This window comes from Polaromonas sp. LjRoot131 (genome assembly GCF_964252805.1).
Taxonomy (GTDB): domain Bacteria; phylum Pseudomonadota; class Gammaproteobacteria; order Burkholderiales; family Burkholderiaceae_C; genus Polaromonas.
Window position 1 is genome coordinate 237648 of sequence record NZ_CAXUPF020000001.1, and the last position, 22922, is coordinate 260569.

At 64.2% G+C, this 22922-nt stretch carries 22 protein-coding genes; 10 read left to right on the forward strand and 12 right to left on the reverse strand.

Features of this window, described 5'->3' with window-relative positions; translation table 11 throughout:
- Positions 1–20 precede the first annotated feature (20 nt).
- Positions 21–521: a BON domain-containing protein gene (locus ACSQ27_RS01100; protein ID WP_436153638.1), complete on the forward strand. Its 501-nt coding sequence runs from the start codon at positions 21–23 to the stop codon at positions 519–521.
- Positions 522–585: 64 nt separating this feature from the next.
- On the opposite strand, the gene ACSQ27_RS01105 is transcribed toward ACSQ27_RS01100, so the two are convergent.
- Together ACSQ27_RS01105 and ACSQ27_RS01110 are read right to left on the reverse strand one after the other, a co-directional pair.
- Positions 586–969 carry a hypothetical protein gene (locus tag ACSQ27_RS01105; RefSeq protein ID WP_436153639.1) on the reverse strand — a complete coding sequence of 128 codons (384 nt, stop codon included), beginning with the start codon at positions 967–969 and terminating at the stop codon, positions 586–588.
- 18 nt (positions 970–987) lie between these two features.
- Positions 988–1491 (reverse strand): pyridoxamine 5'-phosphate oxidase family protein, encoded by a 504-nt coding sequence (locus ACSQ27_RS01110; protein ID WP_436153640.1) that lies wholly within the window; start codon positions 1489–1491, stop codon positions 988–990.
- A gap of 264 nt (positions 1492–1755) precedes the next feature.
- Here ACSQ27_RS01110 and ACSQ27_RS01115 point away from each other — a divergent pair, with 264 nt between their 5' ends.
- The 4 genes from ACSQ27_RS01115 to ACSQ27_RS01130 all read left to right on the forward strand — a co-directional run bounded on the left by ACSQ27_RS01115 (position 1756) and on the right by ACSQ27_RS01130 (position 6122).
- Entirely contained in the window at positions 1756–2781 is a 1026-nt protein-coding gene (locus ACSQ27_RS01115; protein WP_436153641.1) for an iron ABC transporter substrate-binding protein, read from the forward strand.
- A 74-nt stretch (positions 2782–2855) separates the two neighbouring features.
- A complete protein-coding gene (locus ACSQ27_RS01120; protein WP_436153642.1) occupies positions 2856–4457 on the forward strand; it encodes an ABC transporter permease in 1602 nt (533 codons plus the stop codon).
- A 4-nt stretch (positions 4458–4461) separates the two neighbouring features.
- On the forward strand, positions 4462–5562 hold the full coding sequence (locus tag ACSQ27_RS01125; protein WP_436153643.1) for an ABC transporter ATP-binding protein: 1101 nt from the start codon (positions 4462–4464) through the stop codon (positions 5560–5562).
- Positions 5563–5759: 197 nt separating this feature from the next.
- Complete coding sequence (locus ACSQ27_RS01130; protein WP_436153644.1) at positions 5760–6122, forward strand: DUF1428 domain-containing protein; 363 nt, start codon at positions 5760–5762, stop codon at positions 6120–6122.
- Positions 6123–6135: 13 nt separating this feature from the next.
- Here ACSQ27_RS01130 and ACSQ27_RS01135 read toward each other — a convergent pair whose 3' ends face one another.
- Positions 6136–6972, reverse strand: coding sequence for a helix-turn-helix domain-containing protein (locus ACSQ27_RS01135; RefSeq protein ID WP_436153645.1), 837 nt, complete (start codon positions 6970–6972; stop codon positions 6136–6138).
- A 155-nt stretch (positions 6973–7127) separates the two neighbouring features.
- On the opposite strand from ACSQ27_RS01135, the gene ACSQ27_RS01140 reads away from it, so the two are divergent.
- The 3 genes from ACSQ27_RS01140 (at position 7128) to ACSQ27_RS01150 (ending at position 11799) form a co-directional block, all read left to right on the forward strand.
- Complete coding sequence (locus ACSQ27_RS01140; RefSeq protein WP_436153646.1) at positions 7128–7541, forward strand: hypothetical protein; 414 nt, start codon at positions 7128–7130, stop codon at positions 7539–7541.
- 105 nt (positions 7542–7646) lie between these two features.
- Complete coding sequence (locus tag ACSQ27_RS01145) at positions 7647–10538, forward strand: aconitate hydratase (protein ID WP_436153647.1); 2892 nt, start codon at positions 7647–7649, stop codon at positions 10536–10538.
- A gap of 70 nt (positions 10539–10608) precedes the next feature.
- Positions 10609–11799 carry an FAD-dependent monooxygenase gene (locus tag ACSQ27_RS01150; protein WP_436153648.1) on the forward strand — a complete coding sequence of 397 codons (1191 nt, stop codon included), beginning with the start codon at positions 10609–10611 and terminating at the stop codon, positions 11797–11799.
- A gap of 640 nt (positions 11800–12439) precedes the next feature.
- Here the strand turns inward: ACSQ27_RS01150 and ACSQ27_RS01155 are convergent.
- The 7 genes from ACSQ27_RS01155 to kynB form a co-directional block, all read right to left on the reverse strand.
- Positions 12440–14155 (reverse strand): flotillin family protein, encoded by a 1716-nt coding sequence (locus tag ACSQ27_RS01155; RefSeq protein ID WP_436153649.1) that lies wholly within the window; start codon positions 14153–14155, stop codon positions 12440–12442.
- Positions 14156–14245: 90 nt separating this feature from the next.
- The gene (locus tag ACSQ27_RS01160; protein ID WP_436153650.1) at positions 14246–14866 is read right to left on the reverse strand and encodes a YqiJ family protein; all 621 of its coding nucleotides are present in this window, start codon (positions 14864–14866) and stop codon (positions 14246–14248) included.
- 10 nt (positions 14867–14876) lie between these two features.
- A complete protein-coding gene (locus tag ACSQ27_RS01165; protein ID WP_436153651.1) occupies positions 14877–15542 on the reverse strand; it encodes a PspA/IM30 family protein in 666 nt (221 codons plus the stop codon).
- Between the two features lie 13 nt (positions 15543–15555).
- Positions 15556–16032 (reverse strand): hypothetical protein, encoded by a 477-nt coding sequence (locus tag ACSQ27_RS01170; protein WP_436153652.1) that lies wholly within the window; start codon positions 16030–16032, stop codon positions 15556–15558.
- A 68-nt stretch (positions 16033–16100) separates the two neighbouring features.
- Complete coding sequence (gene kynA, locus ACSQ27_RS01175) at positions 16101–16964, reverse strand: tryptophan 2,3-dioxygenase (RefSeq protein ID WP_436153653.1); 864 nt, start codon at positions 16962–16964, stop codon at positions 16101–16103.
- Positions 16964–18244 carry a kynureninase gene (gene kynU / locus ACSQ27_RS01180; protein ID WP_436153654.1) on the reverse strand — a complete coding sequence of 427 codons (1281 nt, stop codon included), beginning with the start codon at positions 18242–18244 and terminating at the stop codon, positions 16964–16966. The genes kynA and kynU overlap by 1 nt, the downstream gene beginning before the upstream one ends.
- Before the next feature lie 10 nt (positions 18245–18254).
- A complete protein-coding gene (gene kynB / locus ACSQ27_RS01185; RefSeq protein WP_436153655.1) occupies positions 18255–18914 on the reverse strand; it encodes an arylformamidase in 660 nt (219 codons plus the stop codon).
- Between the two features lie 225 nt (positions 18915–19139).
- On the opposite strand from kynB, the gene ACSQ27_RS01190 reads away from it, so the two are divergent.
- Positions 19140–19904 (forward strand): SDR family oxidoreductase, encoded by a 765-nt coding sequence (locus ACSQ27_RS01190; RefSeq protein WP_436153656.1) that lies wholly within the window; start codon positions 19140–19142, stop codon positions 19902–19904.
- A 24-nt stretch (positions 19905–19928) separates the two neighbouring features.
- On the forward strand, positions 19929–20561 hold the full coding sequence (locus ACSQ27_RS01195; RefSeq protein ID WP_436153657.1) for a hypothetical protein: 633 nt from the start codon (positions 19929–19931) through the stop codon (positions 20559–20561).
- Between the two features lie 130 nt (positions 20562–20691).
- Here ACSQ27_RS01195 and argF read toward each other — a convergent pair whose 3' ends face one another.
- Both argF and ACSQ27_RS01205 read right to left on the reverse strand, forming a co-directional pair.
- Entirely contained in the window at positions 20692–21636 is a 945-nt protein-coding gene (gene argF, locus ACSQ27_RS01200) for an ornithine carbamoyltransferase (protein ID WP_436153658.1), read from the reverse strand.
- Positions 21633–22850, reverse strand: coding sequence for an aspartate aminotransferase family protein (locus tag ACSQ27_RS01205; protein WP_436153659.1), 1218 nt, complete (start codon positions 22848–22850; stop codon positions 21633–21635). Before ACSQ27_RS01205 ends, argF begins: the two co-directional genes overlap by 4 nt.
- Positions 22851–22922: the final 72 nt, after the last annotated feature.

Genomic DNA, 22922 nt, shown 5'->3' on the forward strand with positions numbered 1-22922 from the left:
TGAAATGGAAGGATGAAGTGATGAAGAAACCATCACTTCTTTCCTTCCTTTTTTTTGTCCTTTTTTCAGCCACCGGTGCAGGCGCCCAGGAAGCGCGCAGCAACGCCTTCAACGACCCCTTCCTCCAGGTCACCTCGGCGATCACCCAATGCCCGGTTCCTGAAGGGCCGCTATACACCGAGCAGGAAGTGCGCGACGTGGCCCATGTGCGGGCGCAGCACGGTGGCAGCTGTTATCGCGTGGGGCGCTGCCGGCTGGCCAACTCCTACCTGTACGACGCCGAAATCATTCCGCGCGTCTCGCAGTACATCAAGCTGGACGGCCGCTTCGACGACACCAGTGTCTGGGTGCAGGGCGAGCGCCGGCTGGTGTTTCTCAAAGGCTGCGTCAAGACGCGTGAGCAATCCGAGGCGCTGGAAAAAGCCGTCTGGCTGGTCGACGACGTGATGGGCGTGGTGAACTACCTGCGTGTGGGCGATGAGCCTGTGCGTTATGTGCCTGCTCAACCGGCCTCGAAGTAAAGCCGTTTTTAATAAAAAAGCCCTGCTGTTTCAGCAGGGCTTTTCTTTTGGCGATGCGGGTGCGCTACAGCCCCGACGGCAGCGGGTCCACCACCCGCAATTCCGAACCATCAACAAATTTCAAATACCAGAACTCCGGCGCCAGCGGGAGGTTGGGGCGCATGTGGCTGATATTGGCCGGCAGGACATAGACCGTGCTTGCACCGTCGTCGGGCGGGGGCGCCAGGTAATGGCGTTTGACCGCCACTAACCCGCCTATGGAAGAGACCACCGTGCCTATCGACTCGGTGACGGCATTCACCGTGGTGCCCTGGCCCAGCATATGGATGGTGGTCTCACCGACCAGGTCGGGCCGCGAGGCCTCTACATACAACACCGCGGTGCTGTTGATACGCAGGTCGTCCGGCGCGGCCGGTTCGGTGGATTTGTTGAATGAGATGAAGGGCATGGGATTTCGCGCCGGTTCTCAGGACAGGTGCAGTTCTTTGTGCTCACCCAGCCTGGGAGGCGTGTCTCCGGTGAGCGCGGCCTTGGCCATCTTGGCCAACTGAACCATCTTGCTTTCCTTCACGTCCCAGTATTCGGCATGGTGGATACGCACCGCCAGCAATGCCAGGTCCGGGTCGTTCACGCCGGCCGGAAACCAGGCCCGTGCCGCCGGCGACCAGAGCTCTTCTTTTTTGGCCTGGTCTTCGGCGATCACCGCCTGGCCTGACAGCGACACATAGCTGTCGTCACCGGGATCCGCATACGACACATTGACGTTGCCGTCCTGCTGCAGGCGCTGGGCCAGTTCGCTTTTGTGCGAAATGAAGAAGTACAGGTGCGCTTCCGCATCCAGTGACTGGTTCTGCGTGGTTAGCGGGTGCGCGTGCAACATGCCATTGGCGTGGCGGTGCGTCAACATGCCGAACTTGATGCCCTTGATCAATTCCCAAAGGGTGTCGTGGTCTGATTTCGCTGCGCTCATGAGAACTCCAATGGGTGGTTGCCGATGAGCCGATGCTAGGCCGGGCGCCGCCTGGCGCTCATCAGCGGGCGGCGCGGGCAGCTGTCAGCAAGTGCCGATAGCTCCGCCCGCAGGCTGCAGCTTGTGTAAACCATCGCCCTACAGGGGAACCAAATGCAGAAGCGGTTACCATACAGATGCAAGTAATTCGCATTTGTATTACGGCTTGCTTACGGACGTGGCCCGTCCGCAGCGCCCGTCCTTTTCCCTCCCCAAAGGTATTTCATGAAACTGTGCCTCCCATCCTTTGCCGCCGCCGCACTGGCCGCCGGCCTGCTGGCCGCGCCCCTGGCCGCCACCGCCCAGGGCGTCAAGCCCACGCCGGAAGGCATCGTGGTCTACAACGCCCAGCACGCCAGCCTGACCAAGGCCTGGGCCGATGCTTTCAGCAAGGAAACCGGCATCAAGGTCACGCTGCGCAACGGCAGCGACACCGAACTGGGCAACCAGATCGTGCAGGAGGGCGCCGCATCGCGCGCCGACGTGTTCCTGACCGAGAACTCGCCCGCCATGGCGCTGGTCGACACGGTGGGGCTGTTTGCCCCGCTGGATGCGGCCACCTTGTCTGAAGTGCCTGCCAACTTCCGTCCCGAGCATGGCCGCTGGATCGGCATCGCCGCGCGCAGCACGGTGTTTGTCTACAACAAGGCCAAGCTCACGCCGGCGCAGCTGCCCAAGTCCATGCTGGACCTGGCCACGCCCGCATGGAAGGGCCGTTGGGCCGCGTCGCCTTCCGGCGCCGACTTCCAGGCCATCGTGAGTGCGCTGCTGGAGCTCAAGGGCGAAGCCGCCACCACCGCCTGGCTCAAGGCCATGAAGGAAAACGCGACGCCTTACAAAGGCAACGGCACCGTGCTCAAGGCCGTCAACGGCGGCCAGATCGAGGGCGGGATCATCTACCACTATTACTACTACGGCGACCAGGCCAAGACCGGCGAGAACAGCAACAACGCCCAGCTGCATTACTTCCGCAACCAGGACCCGGGCGCTTTCGTGAGCATTTCCGGCGGCGGCGTGCTGGCCTCGAGCAAGCACCAGCCCGAAGCCCAGGCTTTTGTGAAATGGATCGCTGGCAAGGGTGGCCAGGAAATTTTGAAGACTGGCGATGCCTATGAGTACGCCGTCGGTACCGGCGCGCAGTCCAACCCCAAGCTGGTACCGCTGGCCGAACTGCAGGCGCCCAAGGTCGAGCCGTCCAAACTCAACAGCAAAAAAGTCACCGACCTGATGACCCAGGCCGGGCTGCTGTAAACCACCTCCAACCCAACTTCAACCCCTTCAACCCCTTCAACCACCCCCCAGGTCCACGGATCTGACACTTCCCTTTGAGTGCCTTGCCCCTTGATGCCGGTGCCGAAGCCGCCCTGAACCCGGCGGTTGCGGTGCGCCTGCCTTCGCCCGCGGCCGGCCGTGGCGGCTGGCGGCTGTCCTGGGTGGGCGGCGCGGCTCTGGTGGTGTCGCTGCTGGCCTTGCTGCCGCTGGGCTTTGTCCTCTGGGTTGGCATACAGACTGGCTGGGAAACGGCCTCTGCCCTGATCTTCCGGCCGCGTGTCGGAGAGCTGCTCATCAACACTGCGCTGCTGGTCGTGCTCACAGTGCCCTTGTGCGCCGTGCTGGCCGTGGCCCTGGCCTGGCTCACGGAGCGCAGCGACTTGCCCGGTGCGCGCACCTGGGCCTGGCTGCTGGTCGCGCCGCTGGCGGTGCCGGCCTTTGTGCACAGCTATGCCTGGATGACGGTGGCGCCCGGCCTGCATGGCCTGGTGGCTGGCGTGATGGTCTCGGTGATCGCCTATTTCCCTTTTCTGTACTTGCCGGTGGCCGCGGCCCTGCGGCGCCTCGACCCGGGCATGGAAGACAGCGCCGCCTCGCTGGGGTTGAGTCCGTGGGCGGTCTTCTTTCGTGTGGTGCTGCCGCAGCTGCGGCTGGCGGTGTGCGGCGGCTCGCTGCTGGTGGGGCTGCACCTGCTGGCCGAATACGGCCTTTACGTGATGATCCGTTTCGACACCTTCACTACGGCCATCGTCGACCAGTTCCAGTCCACCTACAACGGGCCCGCCGCCAACATGCTGTCGGGCGTGCTGGTGGTCTGCTGCTTCGCGCTGCTCGGCCTCGAATCGGCCGCGCGCGGCAAGGAGCGTTATGCGCGCGTCGGCTCCGGCGCGGCGCGCATGCCTTTCAAGCGCCGCCTGGGCCGCTTCACCGCGCTATGCCTGCTGTTGCCCGCGCTGCTCAGCGTGCTGGCGCTGGGCGTGCCGCTGGTCACGCTGGGACGCTGGTTGGTGGCGGGTGGTGCGGCCGTCTGGCGCCTCGATGAAATCGGCCCGTCGATTGCGCAGACCCTGGCGCTCGCGCTGGCCGGTGCGCTGCTGACCACCGTGGCAGCCGTTCCCATGGCCTGGCTGTCCATCCGCTCGCCGGGCCGGCTGCAGCGTGTGCTCGAGGCCTGCAACTACATGGTCGGCTCGCTGCCCGGTGTGGTGGTGGCGCTGGCCCTGGTCACAGTTACGGTGCGCTTGCCGATTTACCAGACCGCGTTCACGGTGCTGCTGGCCTATCTGCTGATGTTTTTGCCGCGCGCCCTGATCAGCCTGCGCGCCGGCATCGCGCAGGCGCCGATTGAATTGGAGCAGGCGGCGCGCAGCCTGGGCCGCACGCCCGCGCAGGCGCTGTGGGCCATCACCCTGCGGCTGGCCGCGCCCAGCGCGGCGGCCGGCGCGGCGCTGGTGGGCCTGGGCATCACCAATGAACTCACCGCCACGCTGATGCTCGCGCCCAACGGCACGCGCACCCTGGCGACCTCCTTCTGGGCCTACAGCAGCGAGATCGACTACGCCGCCGCCGCGCCCTATGCGCTCATCATGGTGCTGCTCTCGCTGCCCATGACCTGGCTGCTATACCACCAATCCAAACGCACGGCGGGACGATGACGCGATGACGACTTCTCTGGAACTGCAAGCCATCCGCAAACACTACGGCGCTGTCCGGGCGCTGGGCGGCGTGGACCTGAGCGTCGCGCCCGGCAGCCGCACCGCCATCGTCGGCCCTTCGGGTTCGGGCAAAACCACGCTGCTGCGCATCATCGCGGGCTTTGAAGCGCCCGATGCGGGCCGCGTCACGCTCGGCGGCAGGCAACTGGCCGACGGGCCGGACGCCGTACCCGCGCACGAACGCGGCATAGGCTACGTGCCGCAGGATGGCGCGCTGTTTCCGCACCTGACGATTGAAGGCAACGTCGGCTTCGGACTGCCGCGCAACACGCCGCAGCGCGCTGAACGCATCGCCGAGTTGATGGACATGGTCGCGCTGGACACGGCCATGCTGGCCCGCCGCCCGCATGAGCTGTCGGGCGGCCAGCAGCAGCGTGTGGCGCTGGCGCGGGCACTGGCGCAGCGGCCGAAGCTGATGTTGCTCGACGAGCCCTTCTCGGCACTCGACACAGGCCTGCGCGCCAGCACCCGCAAGGCGGTGGCGCAATTGCTGGGCGCGGCCGGCATTACCACCATCCTCGTCACGCACGACCAGGCGGAAGCCTTGTCATTCGCCGACCAGGTGGCAGTGATGCGCGGCGGGCTGCTGGTGCAGGCCGGCCGCCCGCTGGACCTGTATTTGCGGCCGCGCGATGCGGCCGTGGCCGGTTTCCTGGGCGACAGCATCGTGCTGCCTGCGCAACTGGCCTGCGGCTGGGCCGACTGCGCACTGGGGCGCATCGCCGTCAACGACAGCGGGCGCCAGGGGGCAGCGCAGATCATGCTGCGGCCCGAGCAATTGCAGGTAGCGGAAGTGCCGGCCGAAGCCGCAGCGCAGGGTTCACGAGGCGATGCCTGCTACGGCGCGGTCACCGACACCGATTTCGGCGGCTCGGTCTGCGTGCTGTCGGTGCGCCTGCTGCGCGGCACCGGCGCGGCTGCGGCTGCGCCGGCAGCCGGCTGGGATGAGCCGCTGCTGGTGCACAGCGCGGGCATGCATGCGCCGGCGCTGGGCGCCATGGTGCGCATCACGGTGGTCGGCCAGGCCCACGTCTTCAGCGCCTGAAACCCGACCCTGGTGGCGCTTCGCGGGCGGCGCCGTCCCGCCCGGAAGGCAACAAGCTTTGTTACTTTTTCCAGAGAGGGATTTGCTGTTTTTGGGTATATTGTGTACGGTGTACACAAGAGTTGGCGAGTTCTGGACTTGGCTGCTTCGCTGTGCCGCATCCGCCTTTCACCGACCCCTAAACCAGGAGATTTCCCATGGCCCGTTACGTAGATGGATTCATCGTCGCCGTCCCCACCAAAAAAGTGGAGGCCTACCGCAAGCTGTCCCGCAAGGCCGGCAAGATCTGGAAGGAGTACGGTGCACTCGAATACACCGAATGCATCGCCGACGACGTGAAGCCGGGCAAGCTCACGTCCTTTCCGCAAAGCGTCAAGCTCAAGAAGGATGAAGTGGTGGTGTTCTCATGGATCACCTACAAGTCGCGCAAGCAGCGCGACAGCGTCAACAAAAAGGTCATGTCCGACCCTCGCCTTGAAGCCATGATGGACCCGAAGAATCTCCCCTTCGACGGAAAGCGGATGATCTTTGGCGGCTTCAAGACAATCGTCGAGTTGTGAAGGCTGCTGACGTCTAAGCCTGCGCCGCTAGCGCCTGCAACGCCTGGCGCGTGAAATCATCCGCCGGGAAAAACGTTTCCATCGCGAGTTCCTGCAGCGTCACGTCCACCGGCGTGCCGAAGATGGTGGTGGTGCTGATAAAGCTCAGCATGCCGGCGGGTGTCTTGAACAGGAAAGGCATGAGCACGCCCGGGTGCTCGCCGTCGAGGTGTTCGTTTTTCGCTTCCTCTGGCACGGGGTAGGCCTTGAGTTCCTCGAGCAAGGCGGCCAGCACCGTATCGGCCGTGGCCGCGACCTGCTGGCGCAGGCGCTCAAATATATGCGCGCGCCACTGCAACAGGTTGGCGATGCGCGGTGCCAGGCCCTTGGGATGCAGGCTCAGGCGCAACACGTTCACCGGCCCCTGCAGCAGCGAGGCATCGGCGCCCTCCATCAGGTGCGGCACCATGCGGTTGGCGGCCACCAGGTTCCAGTGCCGGTCCACCGCCAGGGCCGGGTAGGGCTCGTGGCTTTTGAGCAGCAGCTCCACGGCCTGCCGCGCCGAGGCCAGGGCAGGGTCGTCCAGCGGCCGTTCGCGGTACATGGGCGCATAGCCGGCCGCCACCAGCAGCGCGTTGCGCTCGCGCAGCGGAATGTCCAGCCGCTCCGACAGCCGCAGCACCATCTCGCGGCTGGGCACCGAGCGCCCGGTTTCCACAAAACTCAGGTGGCGCGTCGAAATGTCGGCCTCATGGGCCAGGTCCAGCTGGCTCAGGCGCCGGTGCTGGCGCCAGTGGCGCAGGTGGTCGCCAAAAGGCTGGGGCGCACTGCGCGGCGCCGGGCGGCTGGGGTGGTGGGTGCTGGCGGTCATGGTGCCATCGTAAAGCCATGCGGGTGGGTTTCCATTACCTGCCAGGTTATCGACGGGCGGCCGGTGCGCGGGAATGATGACCCCCATGCGCACCGACACGGCGGCCCGGCGCGCTGGCCAACATCATCGGCTGCTACTTGTTCAGGAGTTTTGCCATGTCTTCGAGTTCCATCCTGTCTTCCCCCAACTTTCTGCGCAATGTGCTGCGTGTGGACGCACTGTCGTGCATTGCCTGTGGCGCGCTGCAAGTAGCCTTCCCGGCCGCGATGGCCCGCCTCTTGAACCTGCCCGAGGCCCTCATCGCCTACACCGGCGAGTTCCTGCTGGCTTATGCGGCGGCCGTTGCTTTTGTTTCAACGCGTAATCCCTTGCCGCGCGGCGTCATCTGGGCCTTGGTGGCGGGCAATCTCGGCTGGGCGCTGGCCTGCGTGCTGTTGCTGGTCGGTGGGGGCGTATCGCCCTCCATGCTGGGCGTGGCTTATGTGGTGATGCAAGCGCTGACGGTGGCGGTGCTGGCCGAACTGCAGTACTTCGGCCTGCGCCGCACGGCGCCCCAGCCGGCCTGGTAAGAAGGCACAAGACTGGGTAGGAGGGCAGGGTATGCAGGCGCGGCCCCCCACGGGGCCGCGGTGCCTGCCAGAATGGGGGCTGCCGTCAATAAAAAGGAGTCCGCCATGGCCAAACCGCCTCCCCACGCTTTTTCGTCCACGCTCAAAAGCTTCAAGACCGCCTCCGGCAAAACCGGCAAGTTCTATTCCTTGCCGGAACTTGCCAAACAATTCCCCAAAGTCGCCCGCCTGCCGGTGTCCATGCGCATCGTGCTCGAATCCGTGCTGCGCAACTGCGACGGCAAAAAAGTCACGGCCGAACACGTGGCCCAGCTGGCCAACTGGCTGCCCCAGGCCGAACGCAGCGAAGAAATCCCCTTTGTCGTCTCGCGCGTGGTGCTGCAGGACTTCACCGGCGTGCCGCTGCTGGCCGACCTGGCCGCCATGCGCAGCGTGGCGCTGAAACTGGGCAAGAACCCCAAGGCCATCGAGCCGCTGGTGCCGGTCGACCTGGTGGTCGACCACTCCATCATGGTCGACTACTACGGCAAGAAAAATTCGCTGGACCTCAACATGAAGCTGGAGTTCCAGCGCAACCGCGAGCGCTACGAATTCATGAAGTGGGGCATGCAGGCCTTCGACACCTTCGGCGTCGTGCCGCCGGGCTTCGGCATCGTGCACCAGGTCAACCTTGAATACCTGTCGCGCGGCGTGCACAAGACCCAGGACAACGTGTATTACCCCGACTCGCTGGTGGGTACCGACAGCCACACCACCATGATCAACGGCATCGGCGTGGTGGCCTGGGGCTGCGGCGGCATCGAGGCCGAGGCCGCCATGCTGGGCCAGCCGGTGTACTTCCTCACGCCCGACGTGGTGGGCTTTGAGCTGACCGGCCGTCTGCGCGAAGGCGTCACCGCCACCGACCTGGTGCTGCGCGTGACCGAGCAATTGCGTAAAGAGAAGGTCGTCGGCAAATTCGTCGAATTTTTCGGCGAAGGCACACGCACCCTGGCCCTGCCCGACCGCGCCACCATCGGCAACATGGCGCCCGAGTACGGCGCCACCATGGGCTTCTTCCCGGTCGACGAAAAAACCATTGACTACTTCAAGGGCACGGGCCGCACCAAGGAGGAGATCGAAGCCTTCGAGGCCTACTTCAAGGCGCAGGGCCTGTTCGGCGTGGCCAAAGCCGGCCAGATCGATTACTCGCACGTGGTCAAACTCGACCTGGGCGACGTCACGCCCAGTCTGGCCGGCCCCAAGCGCCCGCAGGACCGCATCGAGCTCGGCAACGTCGCCGGCCAGTTCAAGTCGCTGTTCAGCAAGCCGATTGCCGAGAACGGTTTCAACCAGCCGCCGGCCATGCTCAACACGCGCCACCTGGTGCGCCGCACCGACGAAGGACGGCTGGACACCTTGCCCTCCGCACCGCCGACACCCGCGGGTGCCGCCCGCCCCGTGATGGAGATGGAGGGCAACCGCCCCACCTTGGCGCACGCCCGCGCCAGCAACACCACCGACGCACCCGCCAAGGCGCAGACCGAGGTTGTGCATTCGCCGCCCGGCATCACAGTCGGCAACGGCGACGTGCTGATCGCCGCCATCACCAGCTGCACCAACACCTCCAACCCCAGCGTGCTGCTGGCCGCGGGCCTGCTGGCCAAGAAGGCGGTGGAAGCCGGCCTCAAGGTGCAGCCGCACATCAAGACCTCGCTGGCGCCCGGCTCGCGCATCGTGACCGAGTACCTGACCGAGACCGGCCTGCTGCCTTACCTTGAAAAGCTGGGCTTCGCGCTGGCCGGCTACGGCTGCACTACCTGCATCGGCAACGCCGGCGACCTGACGCCCGAGCTCAACGAAGCCATCAGCAAAAGCGACCTGGTGTGCGCGGCCGTGCTCTCGGGTAACCGCAACTTCGAGGCGCGTATCCATCCCAACCTCAAAGCCAACTTTTTGGCCAGCCCGCCACTGGTGGTGGCCTACGCAATTGCCGGCACGGTGATGCGCGACCTGATGACCGAGCCCGTCGGCAAAGGCAAGGGCGGCAAGGATGTCTACCTCGGCGACATCTGGCCGACCAGCGACGAGATCTACAAGCTCATGAAGTACGCCATGAACGGCAAGGCCTTCCGCGCCAATTACGCCAAGGTCAAGACCGAACCCGGCAAGCTCTGGGAAAACATCAAGGGTGTCAAAGGCACGTCCTACACCTGGCCGGCCAGCACCTACATCGCCGAGCCGCCTTTCTTCAAGGACTTCAGCATGGATGCCGGTGAGGCCGGCAGCGTGTCGGTCAAGGGCGCGCGCATCATGGCGCTGTTCGCCGACTCCATCACCACCGACCACATCTCGCCGGCCGGTTCGATCAAGGCCAGTTCGCCCGCGGGCTTGTGGCTGCAGGCCAACGGCGTGCAGAAGGCCGACTTCAACAGCTACGGCGCGCGGCGCGGCAACCATGACGTGATGATGCGCGGGACGTTTGCCAACGTGCGCATCAAGAACCTGATGATCCCGGCCGACGCCGAAGGCTCGCGCGAAGAAGGCGGCGTGACGCTGTTCCAGCCCGGCGGCGAGAAGATGTTCATCTACGACGCCGCCATGAAGTACATGGAACAGGGCACGCCCACGGTGATCTTCGCCGGCGAGGAATACGGCACGGGCTCGTCGCGCGACTGGGCGGCCAAGGGCACGCAACTGCTGGGCATCAAGGCCGTGGTGGCGCGCAGCTTTGAACGCATTCACCGCAGCAACCTGGTGGGCATGGGTGTGCTGCCCCTGCAGTTCAAGCCGGGCGAATCATGGCAGACCCTCAAGCTCACCGGCACCGAGGTCATCGACGTGATTCCGCACGCCGAACTCAAGCCGCAAAGCGAAGCCAAGCTGGTGATTACGCGCGCCGACGGTTCTCGCGAGGAAGTCACCGTGATCCTGCGCGTGGACACACCTATTGAGGTCGACTACTACCGCAACGGCGGAATTTTGCCTTTTGTGCTCAGGCAGCTGTTGGCTGCATGAGCACGAAAGGCATTTCGTTGGAAATCGCCACGCGGCCGCGTGGCGAGGTGCTGCGACAGTTGCTCGCTTGATGCTCCGGCAGGCTCTTATCGCCGGCGGCGGCATCGGCGGATTGGCGGCGGCGCTCGCGGTATCGCGCGCCGGCTGGGACGTCCGCCTGTTTGAACGCGCCAGCGCCTTCAGCGAAGTCGGCGCCGGCATCCAGCTCGGCCCCAATGTGGTCAAGGTGCTGCACGGCTGGGGCCTGGCAGACGCGCTGCAGGCCGTGGCTGCGTTTCCAGAACGCCTGCAGGTGCGAAGTGCCATATCAGGCCAGTTGCTGGGCGAGTTGCCGCTGGGCGCCGCCATGGCCCAGCGTTATGGCGCGCCTTACCTCTCCATTCATCGCGCCGACCTTCACGGCGTGCTGCTGCAGGCCGTGCAACAGCAGGCCGACGTCAAGCTGCACCTGAGCCGGCCGCTGCAGTCCTTCAGCCAGACCGCGCAAGCCGTTACCGTGCAAGCCGACGACGGCCCCGGCATTGAAGGCGACGCGCTGATAGGCGCAGACGGCATCTGGAGCACGGTGCGCCAGGAATTGCTGGGTGACGGCCTGCCGCGCCGCACCGGCCATCTGGCCTACCGCGCTTTGGTGCGGCAGTCCGATCTACCTGAATTGCTCAGAAGCCAACAAATCACCGCCTGGCTGGGGCCGCGCATGCATGTGGTGCAGTATCCGGTGCGCAGCGGTGAATTTCTCAACGTGGTGGCCGTCGTGCATGGCGAAGTTGCGGCCGAAGCCGACCTTTGGGATCACAGCGCCAATGCCGCCGACCTGGCGTCAGCAACGGCCGGCTGCTGCGCCGCCCTGCGCGAAGTGATGGACGCGATCGAAGGCTGGCGCCTGTGGGTGTTGCACGACCGCGCACCCATGCAGGGCGCCCACCAGCACGCCGTGGGCCGCGTCGCCTTGCTGGGCGACGCCGCCCATCCCATGCGACCCTACCTGGCGCAGGGCGCCGGCATGGCGATTGAAGACGCCGCCGAACTGGGCCACGCCCTGGCCCAGGCGCTGGACCCGGCCCTGGATGTGCCGACCATGCTGCAGCGCTATGCGCTTAACCGCTGGCAGCGTAATGCGCGGGTTCAGGCGAGGGCTTTGCGCAACGGGCAGGTCTTCCATGCGGGTGGAGTGGTTCGGTGGGGGCGGGATTTTGCTATGAAGGTGTTGGGGGAGAGGGTGTTGGATATGCCTTGGTTGTATGGGGGTGGAGGTTCTTAGCCGGGTCTTGCTCCGGCGGCGCGCCCTCGTCTGAGGACTGCTGGCCGGGGTCGCCCGGCATGCGACTCACTTTTTTTGCTTCGCCAAAAAAAGTAAGCAAAAAAAGGCGACCCGCAGTCTGGGTCCCTACGCTTCGCTTCGGGCAACCTGCGGTGCTCGAGCCAAGCGGGGTCCGGCTAAACTCGCCTTCGGCTCAGACAACGCCGGCCCTGATCCGCTTGTCTCTGCGCTCCTCGGCCCAGCCAGGACGGGGCAATCGGGAGCGGGGACAAAAGACAAAGAACAAACCAAGACAAACAAGGACTCGCCACGGCGAGTCCTTGTTTCTTCAGGTATTGGTATTCCTTCCCACCCCTTGTGGATGCGCCGAGGAGCGCAGGGCCAGACGGATCAGGGATCGCGTTGTTTGAGCGAAGCGCAGCGTAGCGAGTTTAGCGAGACCCCGGCCGGACCGAGCACCGCAGGTTGCCCGAAGCGCAGCGGAGGGACGCAGCAACCAGGGTCGCCTTTTCTTTTGCTTACTTTTCTTTTGGCGAAGCAAAAGAAAAGTGAGTTGCCGCCGGGCAACCCCCGGCCAACCGCCCTCAGCAAAGAGCATAGAGGGAGCGCGCCCGCCGGCGCAAGACCCGGCCGGCAAGCCTCAGGACTTTGGCTCAGCGTGAGGCGCAGCCACCACCACAGGCACCTGCGGCATCGCCACCATGGCCGCCACGGATTCGGCAATCCCCGTCAGCGAGGGATTGCTGAGTCCGGCGTCTTTCATGATGGCATCGACAATCGGTTTGGCGACCTGGTACTGAAGCGCGGAGTTGACGACCTGCTCGGGCAAGGTGCCTGCACCGCCGGAACCGCCGGCCTGACCCGCGCCGCCGGCGCCATTGCCTGTGGGCATGCCGTTGACCTGGAACAGGCGAATCGACTCGATTTTCTCGAGAGGCTTGACCGACTGCTGGATGATCAGCGGCAGCGACTGGATCAGCTGCAGGCGAACGGCCAGGTCGATCTGCGCCGCACCCAGGCGGTTTTTGGCTTCGTTGATGGCGCTGATACCTTCGGCTTCGGCCAGGGCCGCGGCTTTCTTGGCATCCGCTTCGACCCGCAATGCCAGCGCGCGATTCTCTGCGGCTTCGCGTTCGGCTGCTGCGGCCACAGTGATGGAAATCGCCTGCTGCTCTGCTTCACGCGCGGCGTCAATCAGCTGGATGGATTTGCCGCGTTCGGCAATCGCCACTTCACGGGCCGTGTTGACCAGTTCTTCGGACTTGACGGCTTCAGCGCGTGCCGTGTTGGCGGCCGCATCGGCCTGGGATTGTTCCTGGGACTTTTGCGCGATGGCGATGGCTGCGCCCTGGTTGGCGAGCTCGATGGACTGGCGCTGCTCCGCCTGCTTGACCTTGGTTTCGCGGTCGGCTTCGATCTGCTTTTTCTGCACCGAAAGGTTTTTGTCGATCTCTGCGCTGTTGACGGTGCGGTCGGCTTCGATGCGCCTTTCCTTCACCAAGCGGTCGGCGTTGATGCGGACCTCCTCGGCTTCGCGATGGCGTTCGGCTTCGATCTTGGCGATGGCGGTGGTCTGGTCGGCCTTGGCATTGGAGATTTCCTGCTGCTGGGTCAAGGTCGCGAATTCCTGCTCCTTGGAGATGGTCAGCTTCAGGCGTTCGGCTTCGAGGTTTTTGGTGCGCACCTGGACTTCGGTGTCCTGCTCGATGTCGTTGCGCTGTTTGCGGCGGCTTTCGGTTTCTTCGGTCAGCCGGGTCAAGCCTTCGGCGTCAAAGGCGTTGCTGGGGTTGAAGAACTCCTTGGCGGTCTGGTCCATGCTGGTGAGCGAGACCGATTCGAGTTCCAGGCCGTTTTTCTCGAGATCTTCGGCCACGGCGTTTTGCACGGCCTGGACAAACTCCCGGCGCTTGTCCTGCAACTCGCGCATCGACATGGTGGCCGCGGTGGCACGCAAGGCATCGACGAACTTGTCTTCGACCAGAACCTTGAGCGCCGCCGGCTCCATGGTTTTGCGCCCCAGGGTCTGGGCCGCCGTGCTGACCGATTCCGCGGTCTGCTTGACGCGCACGAAGAAGGCGGCCGCCACGTCCACACGCATGCGGTCCAGCGCGATCAGGCTCTGCTCCTCGCGCCGCGAGACCTCAAGCTTGAGCGTGTTCATGTTCACGGGAATGGTTTCATGGAAGATCGGCAGCACGATGGCGCCCCCATCCATGATGACTTTCTGGCCTCCGAGGCCGGTGCGCACAAAAGCGGTCTCCTTGGTGGCGCGGTGGTAAAGCCGCGCGAAGATGATGCCGATGAGCAGCAGCGGGAAAAATACCAGCGCTGCGGGAACCGCTATGTTGATAAGCATGTCAATCACGATCTACTTCCTCCGGTTGTTGTTTTTGGCCGGCCGTGAGGGCCGTTTTGTGCCATTCAATTTCAGTTCTTTTGGCTCGTCTCACAAAAGCTCAGGGTGCGGGTTGCGTATGCACTTGAAGCGGGCGCCGGCTTTGCGCACCAGCACGATGGCAGTGCCTTCGTCCAGCGTCTGCTCCGCGATGTCGGGTTCGACCATCACATAGTGCGCGCGGCCATTCGCATCGCGGACCTTGGCCTCTGCGGCCACGCCGTCGCGCGCGTGGCCTTTGACGATGACGCCGGCGCGGCCTATCAGGGTCTGCTCGCTCACCGCGCTGGTTTCATCGCCGGGCACGATCTTGGCCAGCAGTCCGCCCACGCCGTTGACCGTGGAGATACCCGCGAGGAAAGCCGGGATGCTGGCCAGCCAGGCGGGAAGCAGGGAGCCGGCCAAGCCGTGGGCGACAGACTGGATCACATAACCGGAGACGGTAAATCCCGCCAGGAACAATATCAGCAGTACCAGCAAGGGTACCTTGCCGACATGCAGCCAGCCCAGCGGGCCGTCGGCGCCGTCGGGCATCTCGGGCAGCAGGTTGTCAAGAATGTGCGAAGGGCTGTGCGCCAGCATCAGGCCCGCTCCCTCCACAATGCTCAAGCCGACCATCACCGCCAGCGCGGCGCCAAAAGGCCAGGTTTCCGGTGCGGTGAAGATGATCATCGCGGCGGCCTCAATGGCTCGCCTTGAGCTCGGCCAGGCGTTCGCTGATCTTGTTGTCGCGCACCAGCTGGTTGAGTTCGTTGAGTTTGGCGGCCTGCTCCAGCCCGCCGCTGCCGGCGCCGTTCAGGCCGGTCTGGCGCCGGAAGGTGCGGTCAAACGCCGACTGGGCGGAATTCATCCTGGCCTCGGCGGTGGCGGCGGGGTTTTTGCGCAGGTTGCTGGTTTCGGCGAGGCGGCGCGATGCCTCGAAGTCCTGGATGGTTTTCTCCATCTCGCGCTTCTTGCCCATCAGCGCATCCACGAAACCGGACAGCTCTTTGTCCTGCTGGCTCATTTCACTGAGGCTGGTCTCGAGGATGGGCAACTGCGCCTCGATGTCGAGCTGGCGGGCGATTGCCTGTTTGGCCAGGTCTTCGCGGCTCTCCGCAATCGCCGTGGTCACGGAGGCGGACAAGGCATCGTGCTCCTTGTTGAGCTGCAGGTGTTGCTGCTGGGCGAGGTGCCGGTTCGCGACAATGCGGCCGAGTTCGGCCCTGACCTCGTCGGTGATCTGCTCGACCTCGCGCACCGATTGCTCGAGCACGGCGACAGGCGCGGCATCCTCAATTTTGTCGAGCAGCGCATGTGCGCCGCCCGCAATCACGCGGGTAACCCGGGTACGTAAGCTATCGGCCATAAAACCTCCCTTTTTAGCGTGGTGACGAAATCAGGCGCGCCAACTCGAGCACACGAGTTGAATTATCAATGATGACTTTTTCATCATAGGCGGCGGCGCGGGTGGTGACCGCCTGCCTCAGCAGCGTTTCCGCCAGCTGCATGGTGCGTTTGACCAAGACGGCTTCCAGTTCCCGGGCGCTGTTGGGAGAGGAGGCCTGGCTGGCATGCAGCATGGCGATCAAGGCCGGGAGATGTTCCATGAACGCCGCCAGCACTTCGGAGTGCTGGCCGGTCTGGCGCTCAAGCTGGGCGATCTGCTCGCGCGTGTTGCGGCCCAGGTCGCGGTACATCGACAGGGCGCCCAAATAATCGGCGTCGCCATCGTGCATGCGTTTGAGGTGGAGTACGGCGACGCGGAGCTTGTCGCTGAGGGTGGTCGCGTCTTCCATCGGAAGCGTCGACAACCACTCGTAAAGATCGTCGGGGAGTCGGGCGGAAATAGGTACCATGTCGACGATTGTATTCAAATGAATACGTTCGTCAACAATTAAATAAATGCCCGGTCTTTAGAGATTCTTTAGAGGTCGGTGCGCAGTTTCCAGATTTCCGGGAACAGCACCACATCGAGCATCTTGCGCAGGTAGCTGACGCCGCCGGTACCGCCGGTGCCGCGCTTGAAGCCGATGACGCGCTCCACCGTGGTCACATGCCGGAACCGCCAAAGCCGGAAAGCGTCTTCCAGGTCGGTCAGTTCCTCGCCGAGCTGGTAGAGGTCCCAGTACTTCTTCGGGTCGCGGTAGACCACCAGCCAGGCCTGCTCAACCTCGTCGCTTTCGACATAGCCCTGGGTCCAGTCGCGCTGGGTATGGCTGGCCGGCACGGCCAGGCCGCGGCGGGCCAGCAGGCGCAGGGCTTCGTCGTAGAGCGACGGGGCTTCGTAAGCGGCCTGCACCTGCGCCAGCAGGTCGGGGCGGTGCGCGTGGGGCTTGAGCATGGCGGCGTTCTTGTTGCCGAGTGCAAATTCGATGCAGCGGTATTGCGCGCTCTGGAATCCGCTGGAGTTGGCGAGGTAGGGGCGGATCGCGCTGTACTCGGGCGGCGTCATGGTGGCCAGCACGTCCCAGGCGTGCACCAGCTGCTCCATGATGCGACTCACCCGGGCCAGCATCTTGAAGGCGCCGCCCAGCTCGTCTTTCGCGACGTTGGCAATTGCGGCGCGCAGCTCGTGCAGCATCAGCTTCATCCAGAGTTCGCTGGTCTGGTGCTGGATGATGAACAGCATTTCGTTGTGGTCGGGCGAGAGCGGCTTTTGCGCGCCCAGGATGGCGTCGAGCTGCAGGTAGTCGCCGTAGCTCATGGATTTGCTGAAGTCGAGCTGCGCTTTTTCGTCGCGCACGATGTCTGCGGGCGCTTGGGGCTTGTTGTCGTTGTCGTTGTTCATCAGGTGACCGCGTGTTTCTGGTTGAACTCGGGTTTTTGCCATTCGGCGGTTTCGAGCACTTGCTTCAGATGTTCGACGGCGTTCCAGACGTCTTCAAAGCCGATGTAGAGCGGTGTGAAGCCGAAGCGCAGGATGTCCAGATGCTTGCCGGTTTTGCCGTCGCCGGCGCGGAAGTCGCCGATCACGCCGCGTGCGATGAGGGCCTGTACGATGGCGTAGGCACCTTCTGTTTTGGTGAGGCACACCTGTGAGCCACGCATTGCATGTTCGCGCGGTGTGGCCAAGCCCAGGCCGTGACCTGCGCAGCGGTCTTCGACGAGCTGGATAAAGAGGTCGGTGAGCGCCAGTGATTTTTTGCGCAAGGCCTGCATACCGCCCAAGGGTTCTACGGCCAGTACCGTGTCCAGCCCGCACTCCAGCGCGGTCATGCTCAGGATGGGCTGGGTGCCGCAAAGGTAGCGTGAGATACCTGCGGCAGGCCGGTAGTCGGGTGTGAACTCGAAGGGCGCTGCGTGGCCCCACCAGCCGGCCAGCGGTTGCCAGAAGCGGTCGGCGTGTTTCGGGTTGACCCAGACAAAGGCCGGCGCGCCGGGGCCACCGTTGAGGTATTTGTAGCCGCAGCCAATCGAGAAGTCGGCCTTCGCCGCGTTCAGGTCCACCGGCACGGCACCGGCGCTGTGTGCAAGGTCCCAGACGGTGAGCACGCCGGCGGCATGCGCGGCGGCGGTGAGGGCGGCCATGTCGTGCATGGCACCGGTGCGATAGTTCACATGCGTCAGCATCAGCACGGCGACTTCATTCGTGAGCGCGGCGGCGATCTCGTCGGGCTCGACCAGTTGCAGGCGAAAACCGCGCTCCCGGCACAGCGCTTCGGCGATGTAGAGGTCGGTCGGGAAGTTGCTGCGTTCGCTGACGATGAGTTTGCGTTGGGGCTCGTCCTGGGCCGCGATGTGCAGCGCGGCGCTCAGCACCTTGTAGAGGTTGATGGAGGTGCTGTCGGTAGCCACTACCTCACCGGGGGCCGCGCCTATCAGCCGGGCAATCTTGTTGCCCAGGCGCTGCGGCAGCTCAAACCAGCCGGCGCTGTTCCAGGAACGGATCAGGCCCTGGCCCCATTCGGCCGTCACGGCCTCGGCGACGCGGGCGGCTGCGGTGTTGGGCAGCACGCCCAGCGAGTTGCCGTCGAGGTAGATCACGCCTTCGGGCAAGGTGAATTGGTCGCGCAGTTTGCGCAGCGGGTCTTGCGCATCAAGGGCGCGGCAGTCTTGCAGAGTGGTCATCATTTTTTCTTCAGGGAAGTTCGCGCAGGATGGCGCGCACGGGAGAGGCATCGGCCTGGGTGAGCTTGAGCGGCAGGGCAATCAGCTCGTAGTCGCCTTCGGCGACCTCATCGAGCACCAGGTTTTCCAGCACGCGCAGGCCGTGTGCCAGCAACTGGTGGTGGCTGGGCAGGTCCTGGCTGGTGGCGGGGTCCACGCTGGGCGTGTCTATGCCGACCAGGGTGATGTTTTTGCCCGCCAGTAATTCGAGTGTTTCCGGCGCGATGGCGGTGAAGGCGTCCCAGGCCTGGCTGGCCTTGCGTGCGGTGCGTAGCAGCACGCGCGCCGGCAGGTCTTGCAGCGCGTGGGCGACGTGCCCGGGCAGGACCAGCGGGCCGCAGTCGAAGCAGTGGATCACGCGGCAGGGGCCGAGGTAGGGGGCGAGGTCAAGCTCACCGACGCTGGCTTCGCCGTTGGCATAGTGCAGCGGCGCATCGGCATGCGCACCGGTGTGCGGCGACAGCGTGATGCTGTTGACGTTGACCGGGCAGCCCGGCGCCAGCGAAAAATGCAGCTGCTGCGAATAGGCCGTGTCACCGGGAAACACCGCGGCGTTTTCATCGACCGATGGCGAGATGTCCCAGATTTTGAGCGGTGGTGATGCGCCTGTAGCGCGTGTGCGGGCTGTCATGGGTGCAAAGGTAGCACCGGCAAAAAAACCGTGGTGTCGGTTATTTCCAACAATGTCAAAAATAGTTGAAACCTAAAGTATTGAGCGGCGATGGCCTGCGGCGAGGCCCAGGCGCGGCCTGTGCAATTGCGCAGGCTGGGGCACAATCCAGACCTGCGGCGCTTGTTGCTGCATCGATTTACCGAACCCCTCCTGCAACCCCTTCAAGAGAGACAAAGGCACACCATGAATCCCGACAACAAGTCCAACGGCAAAGTCGCACTCGTTACCGGCGCGGGCACCGGCATCGGCAAGGCCGTGGCGCTGGCTCTGCTGCGTGAAGGCTATAGCGTGGCCTTGGTCGGGCGCCGCGTGGAGCCGCTCAACGAAGTCGCCAAGGAGGGCGGCACCGATCGAGCACTGGCCTTGCCGACCGACGTGAGCAAGCCCGAGTCCGTGGCGGCGGCGTTTGCCAAGGTGAAAGAAAAATTCGGCCGCCTCGACCTGCTGTTCAACAACGCCGGCGTGGGCGCGCCGCCCGTGAACCTCGAGGACATCACCTTTGAGCAATGGACCAATGTGGTCGACATCAACCTGACCGGCTCCTTCCTCTGCGCGCAAGCCGCCATCAGGCTGATGAAAGACCAGTTGCCCCAGGGCGGCCGCATCATCAACAACGGCTCGATCTCGGCCCACGCGCCGCGGCCCAATTCGGCGCCTTACACCTCCACCAAGCATGCGATCACGGGGCTGACCAAATCCATCTCGCTGGACGGCCGCAAGTACAACATCGCCTGCGGCCAGATCGACATCGGCAATGCCATGACGGAACTCGCGGCCCGCATGGCCAAGGGCGTGCCCCAGGCCAACGGCGAGATCGCCATCGAACCCATGATGGACGCGAAGGAAGTGGCCGACGCGGTGGTGCACATGGCATCGCTGCCACTGTCGACCAATGTGCAGTTCATGACCATCATGGCCACGAAGATGCCGTTTGTGGGGCGCGGCTGATGCTTTTGCGGGTCAGGCTTGCGCATGGCAAAGTTTCCACGTTGCTGTCCTGTCGGCCTTTGGGGCATAGCAATGCGGAGTCTTAAAGAGCCGCTCAATTCAACCCTTAGGCATGCATTCGTCGTCAGTGCATTTTTCGTGGGACTGCTTGGGCTTGCTGCGCTGGCTGGTTGCGCGGTGTCCCGCGACATTTTTCTTCCCGTCGACACTGCACACCGATATGAAGGAAAAACGTGTGGCAGCGTGCCGTATGGTGGCTGGCGGCAGGCTCTTCCAAATGCAAGTTCGATGTCTGTTCATGCTTCCCGCGCCGACGGTATGGTGTGGATTGGTATGACCTTCGGCCTGACGCCGGGGACTTCGGTCAGGTTTTTAACATCTGACATCAGCGTGGATGTGCCGGCAACAGGCCCGCACATAAGCTTGCCCTTCTCCAAGGACTCTGGGTTGCCGTATCGGTCATTGGACGCATCAATGGAGTTGAAAGGTTCACAGCCCATACGCGAGTTTTGGCTGAACGTGAAGACCGCTGCAGTTGTGTCCGAGTCGTTTCAGGTCACGCCTCCGCGCTTGCTCGTAAATGGCGAAGTAGTTGCCGTTGCGCCAATTGAGCTCACTCTTGTTCGACGCACAGGCGTGATGACATGTGTTCAATAGAGTGGGTCAGTATGCATGGTCGACTCAAATCGTGCAGTTCATGACCATCATGGCCACGAAGATGCCGTTTGTGGGGCGCGGTTAAGGACTTTGCCTCTGGCGCCTGCGCTATCGCGCCGACGCTCGCGTCTTACGCGAGCTGACCCAGCAAAAGGAACTCCATAAGTGCCTTTTGCGCGTGCATCCGGTTCTCTGCCTCGTCCCAGACCACCGATTGCGGGCCGTCGATAACGTCGGCTTCGACTTCCTCGCCGCGGTGCGCGGGCAGGCAGTGCATGAACAGTGCGTCGGGCTTGGCCGCGCGCATCATGTCGGTGTCCACGCACCAGTCGGCAAAGGCCTTTTTGCGCGTTTCGTTCTCGGCCTCATAGCCCATGCTGGTCCAAACGTCGGTGGTGACCAGGTCGGCGCCGGCGCAGGCCTGCATCGGGTCCTTGAAGACCTTGTAGCTGTCGGCCGAGCGTATGCCGGCGATGGACTGGTCCACCTCGTAGCCGCCCGGCGTGCTCAGGTGCACCTTGAAGCCCAGGATTTCGCTGGCCTGCAGCCAGGTGTTGGCCATGTTGTTGCCGTCACCCACCCAGGCGACCGTCTTGCCCTTGATGGAGCCTCGGTGCTCTATGTAGGTGAAGATGTCCGCCAGGATCTGGCAGGGATGGAACTCATTGGTCAGGCCGTTGATGACCGGTACGCGCGAATGCTCGGCGAAGCGGTCTATCTTGGTCTGCTCAAAGGTGCGGATCATCACCAGGTCGACCATGCGGCTGATGACCTTGGCGCTGTCCTCGATGGGCTCGGCCCGGCCCAGCTGGCTGTCGCCGGTGGTCAGGTGCACCACGCTGCCGCCCAGCTGGTACATGCCGGCCTCGAAGCTCACACGGGTACGCGTCGAGGCTTTTTCGAAAATCATGGCCAGGGTGCGATCGACCAGCGGCTGGTGTTTTTCGTAGGTCTTGAATTTCTTCTTGATGATGGCGGCGCGCTCGAACAGGTAAGCGTATTCGGCGGCATTCAGGTCGCTGAACTGCAGGTAGTGCCGCACAGGGGCGGGGGTAGCGGGGATCGCAGTGGTCACGCGTTTTTCTCTTTCAGCAATTGCTTGATCAGCGGCACCAGGATGGCCACCGCTTCGTCGGCCTCGGCCGTGGTCATGGTGAGCGAGGGCACCAAGCGGATCACGGTGTCGGCGGTCACGCTCAGCAGCAGGCCATTCTCGGCGGCGCGGCCCAGCAGCTCGCCGCAGGGCACCGTCAGTTCAATGCCCAGCATCAGGCCGCGGCCTCGGATTTCTTTCAGGCCTTTCTCACCGGCCAGGCCGCTCGCCAGCGCCGCGCGCAGGTGGTCGCCCACCTTCACGGCATTGGCCAGCAGGCCTTCTTCTTCCATGATGCGCAGGGTTTCCACGCCGGCCCGCATGGCCAGCGGGTTGCCGCCGAAGGTGCTGCCGTGGTTGCCGGGGCTGAAAATGCGGGCGGCCTTGGGGCCGGCCACGACGGCGCCGACCGGCACGCCCGAGCCCAGGCCCTTGGCCAGCGGCATCACGTCGGGCTTGATACCGGCCCACTGGTGGGCAAACCATTTGCCGGTGCGGCCCATGCCGCACTGCACTTCGTCGATCATCAGCAGCCAGTCGCGCTCGTCGCAGAGCGCCCGTACCTCGCGCAGGTACTCGTCCTTCATGCTGTTGATGCCGCCTTCGCCCTGGATGGCCTCAAAGAACACGGCGACCACATTGGGGTTGTTGGCGGTGGCGGCCTTGAGCGCGTCCATGTTATTGAGCGGCACGCGGATAAAACCCTCGACCAGCGGGCCGAAGCCGGCTTGCACCTTGGGGTTGCCGGTGGCGCTCAGGGTGGCGATGCTGCGGCCGTGGAAGGCTTTTTCATAGACCACGATTTCCGGGCGTTCAATGCCCTTGTCGTGGCCGAACTTGCGCGCCAGCTTGAGCGCGGCCTCATTGGCTTCCAGGCCGGTGGAGCAGAAAAACACGTTTTCCAGGCCCGACAGCTCCACCAGTTTGGCGGCCAGGGCTTCCTGCAGCGGCACATGGTAGTAGTTGGAGGTGTGGATGAGTTTGGTGATCTGCTCCTGCAGGGCCGGCACCAGCTTGGGGTGGTTGTGGCCGAGGGTGTTGACGGCGATGCCGCCCAGCGCGTCAAGGTAGGCCTTGCCGTTGACGTCCCAGACGCGGCAGCCCTGGCCATGGTCCAGCGCGATGGGCAGGCGGCCGTAGGTGTTCATCACGTGGGGGGAGGCGGCTTCGATGTGCTTGGGCAGGGCTGCGGTCATGGAAAACTCCGGAACAAGGGCTGTGACAGTGCGGAAAATCCGAGGCCCGCAGCGATTGATGCGGGCCTAGGC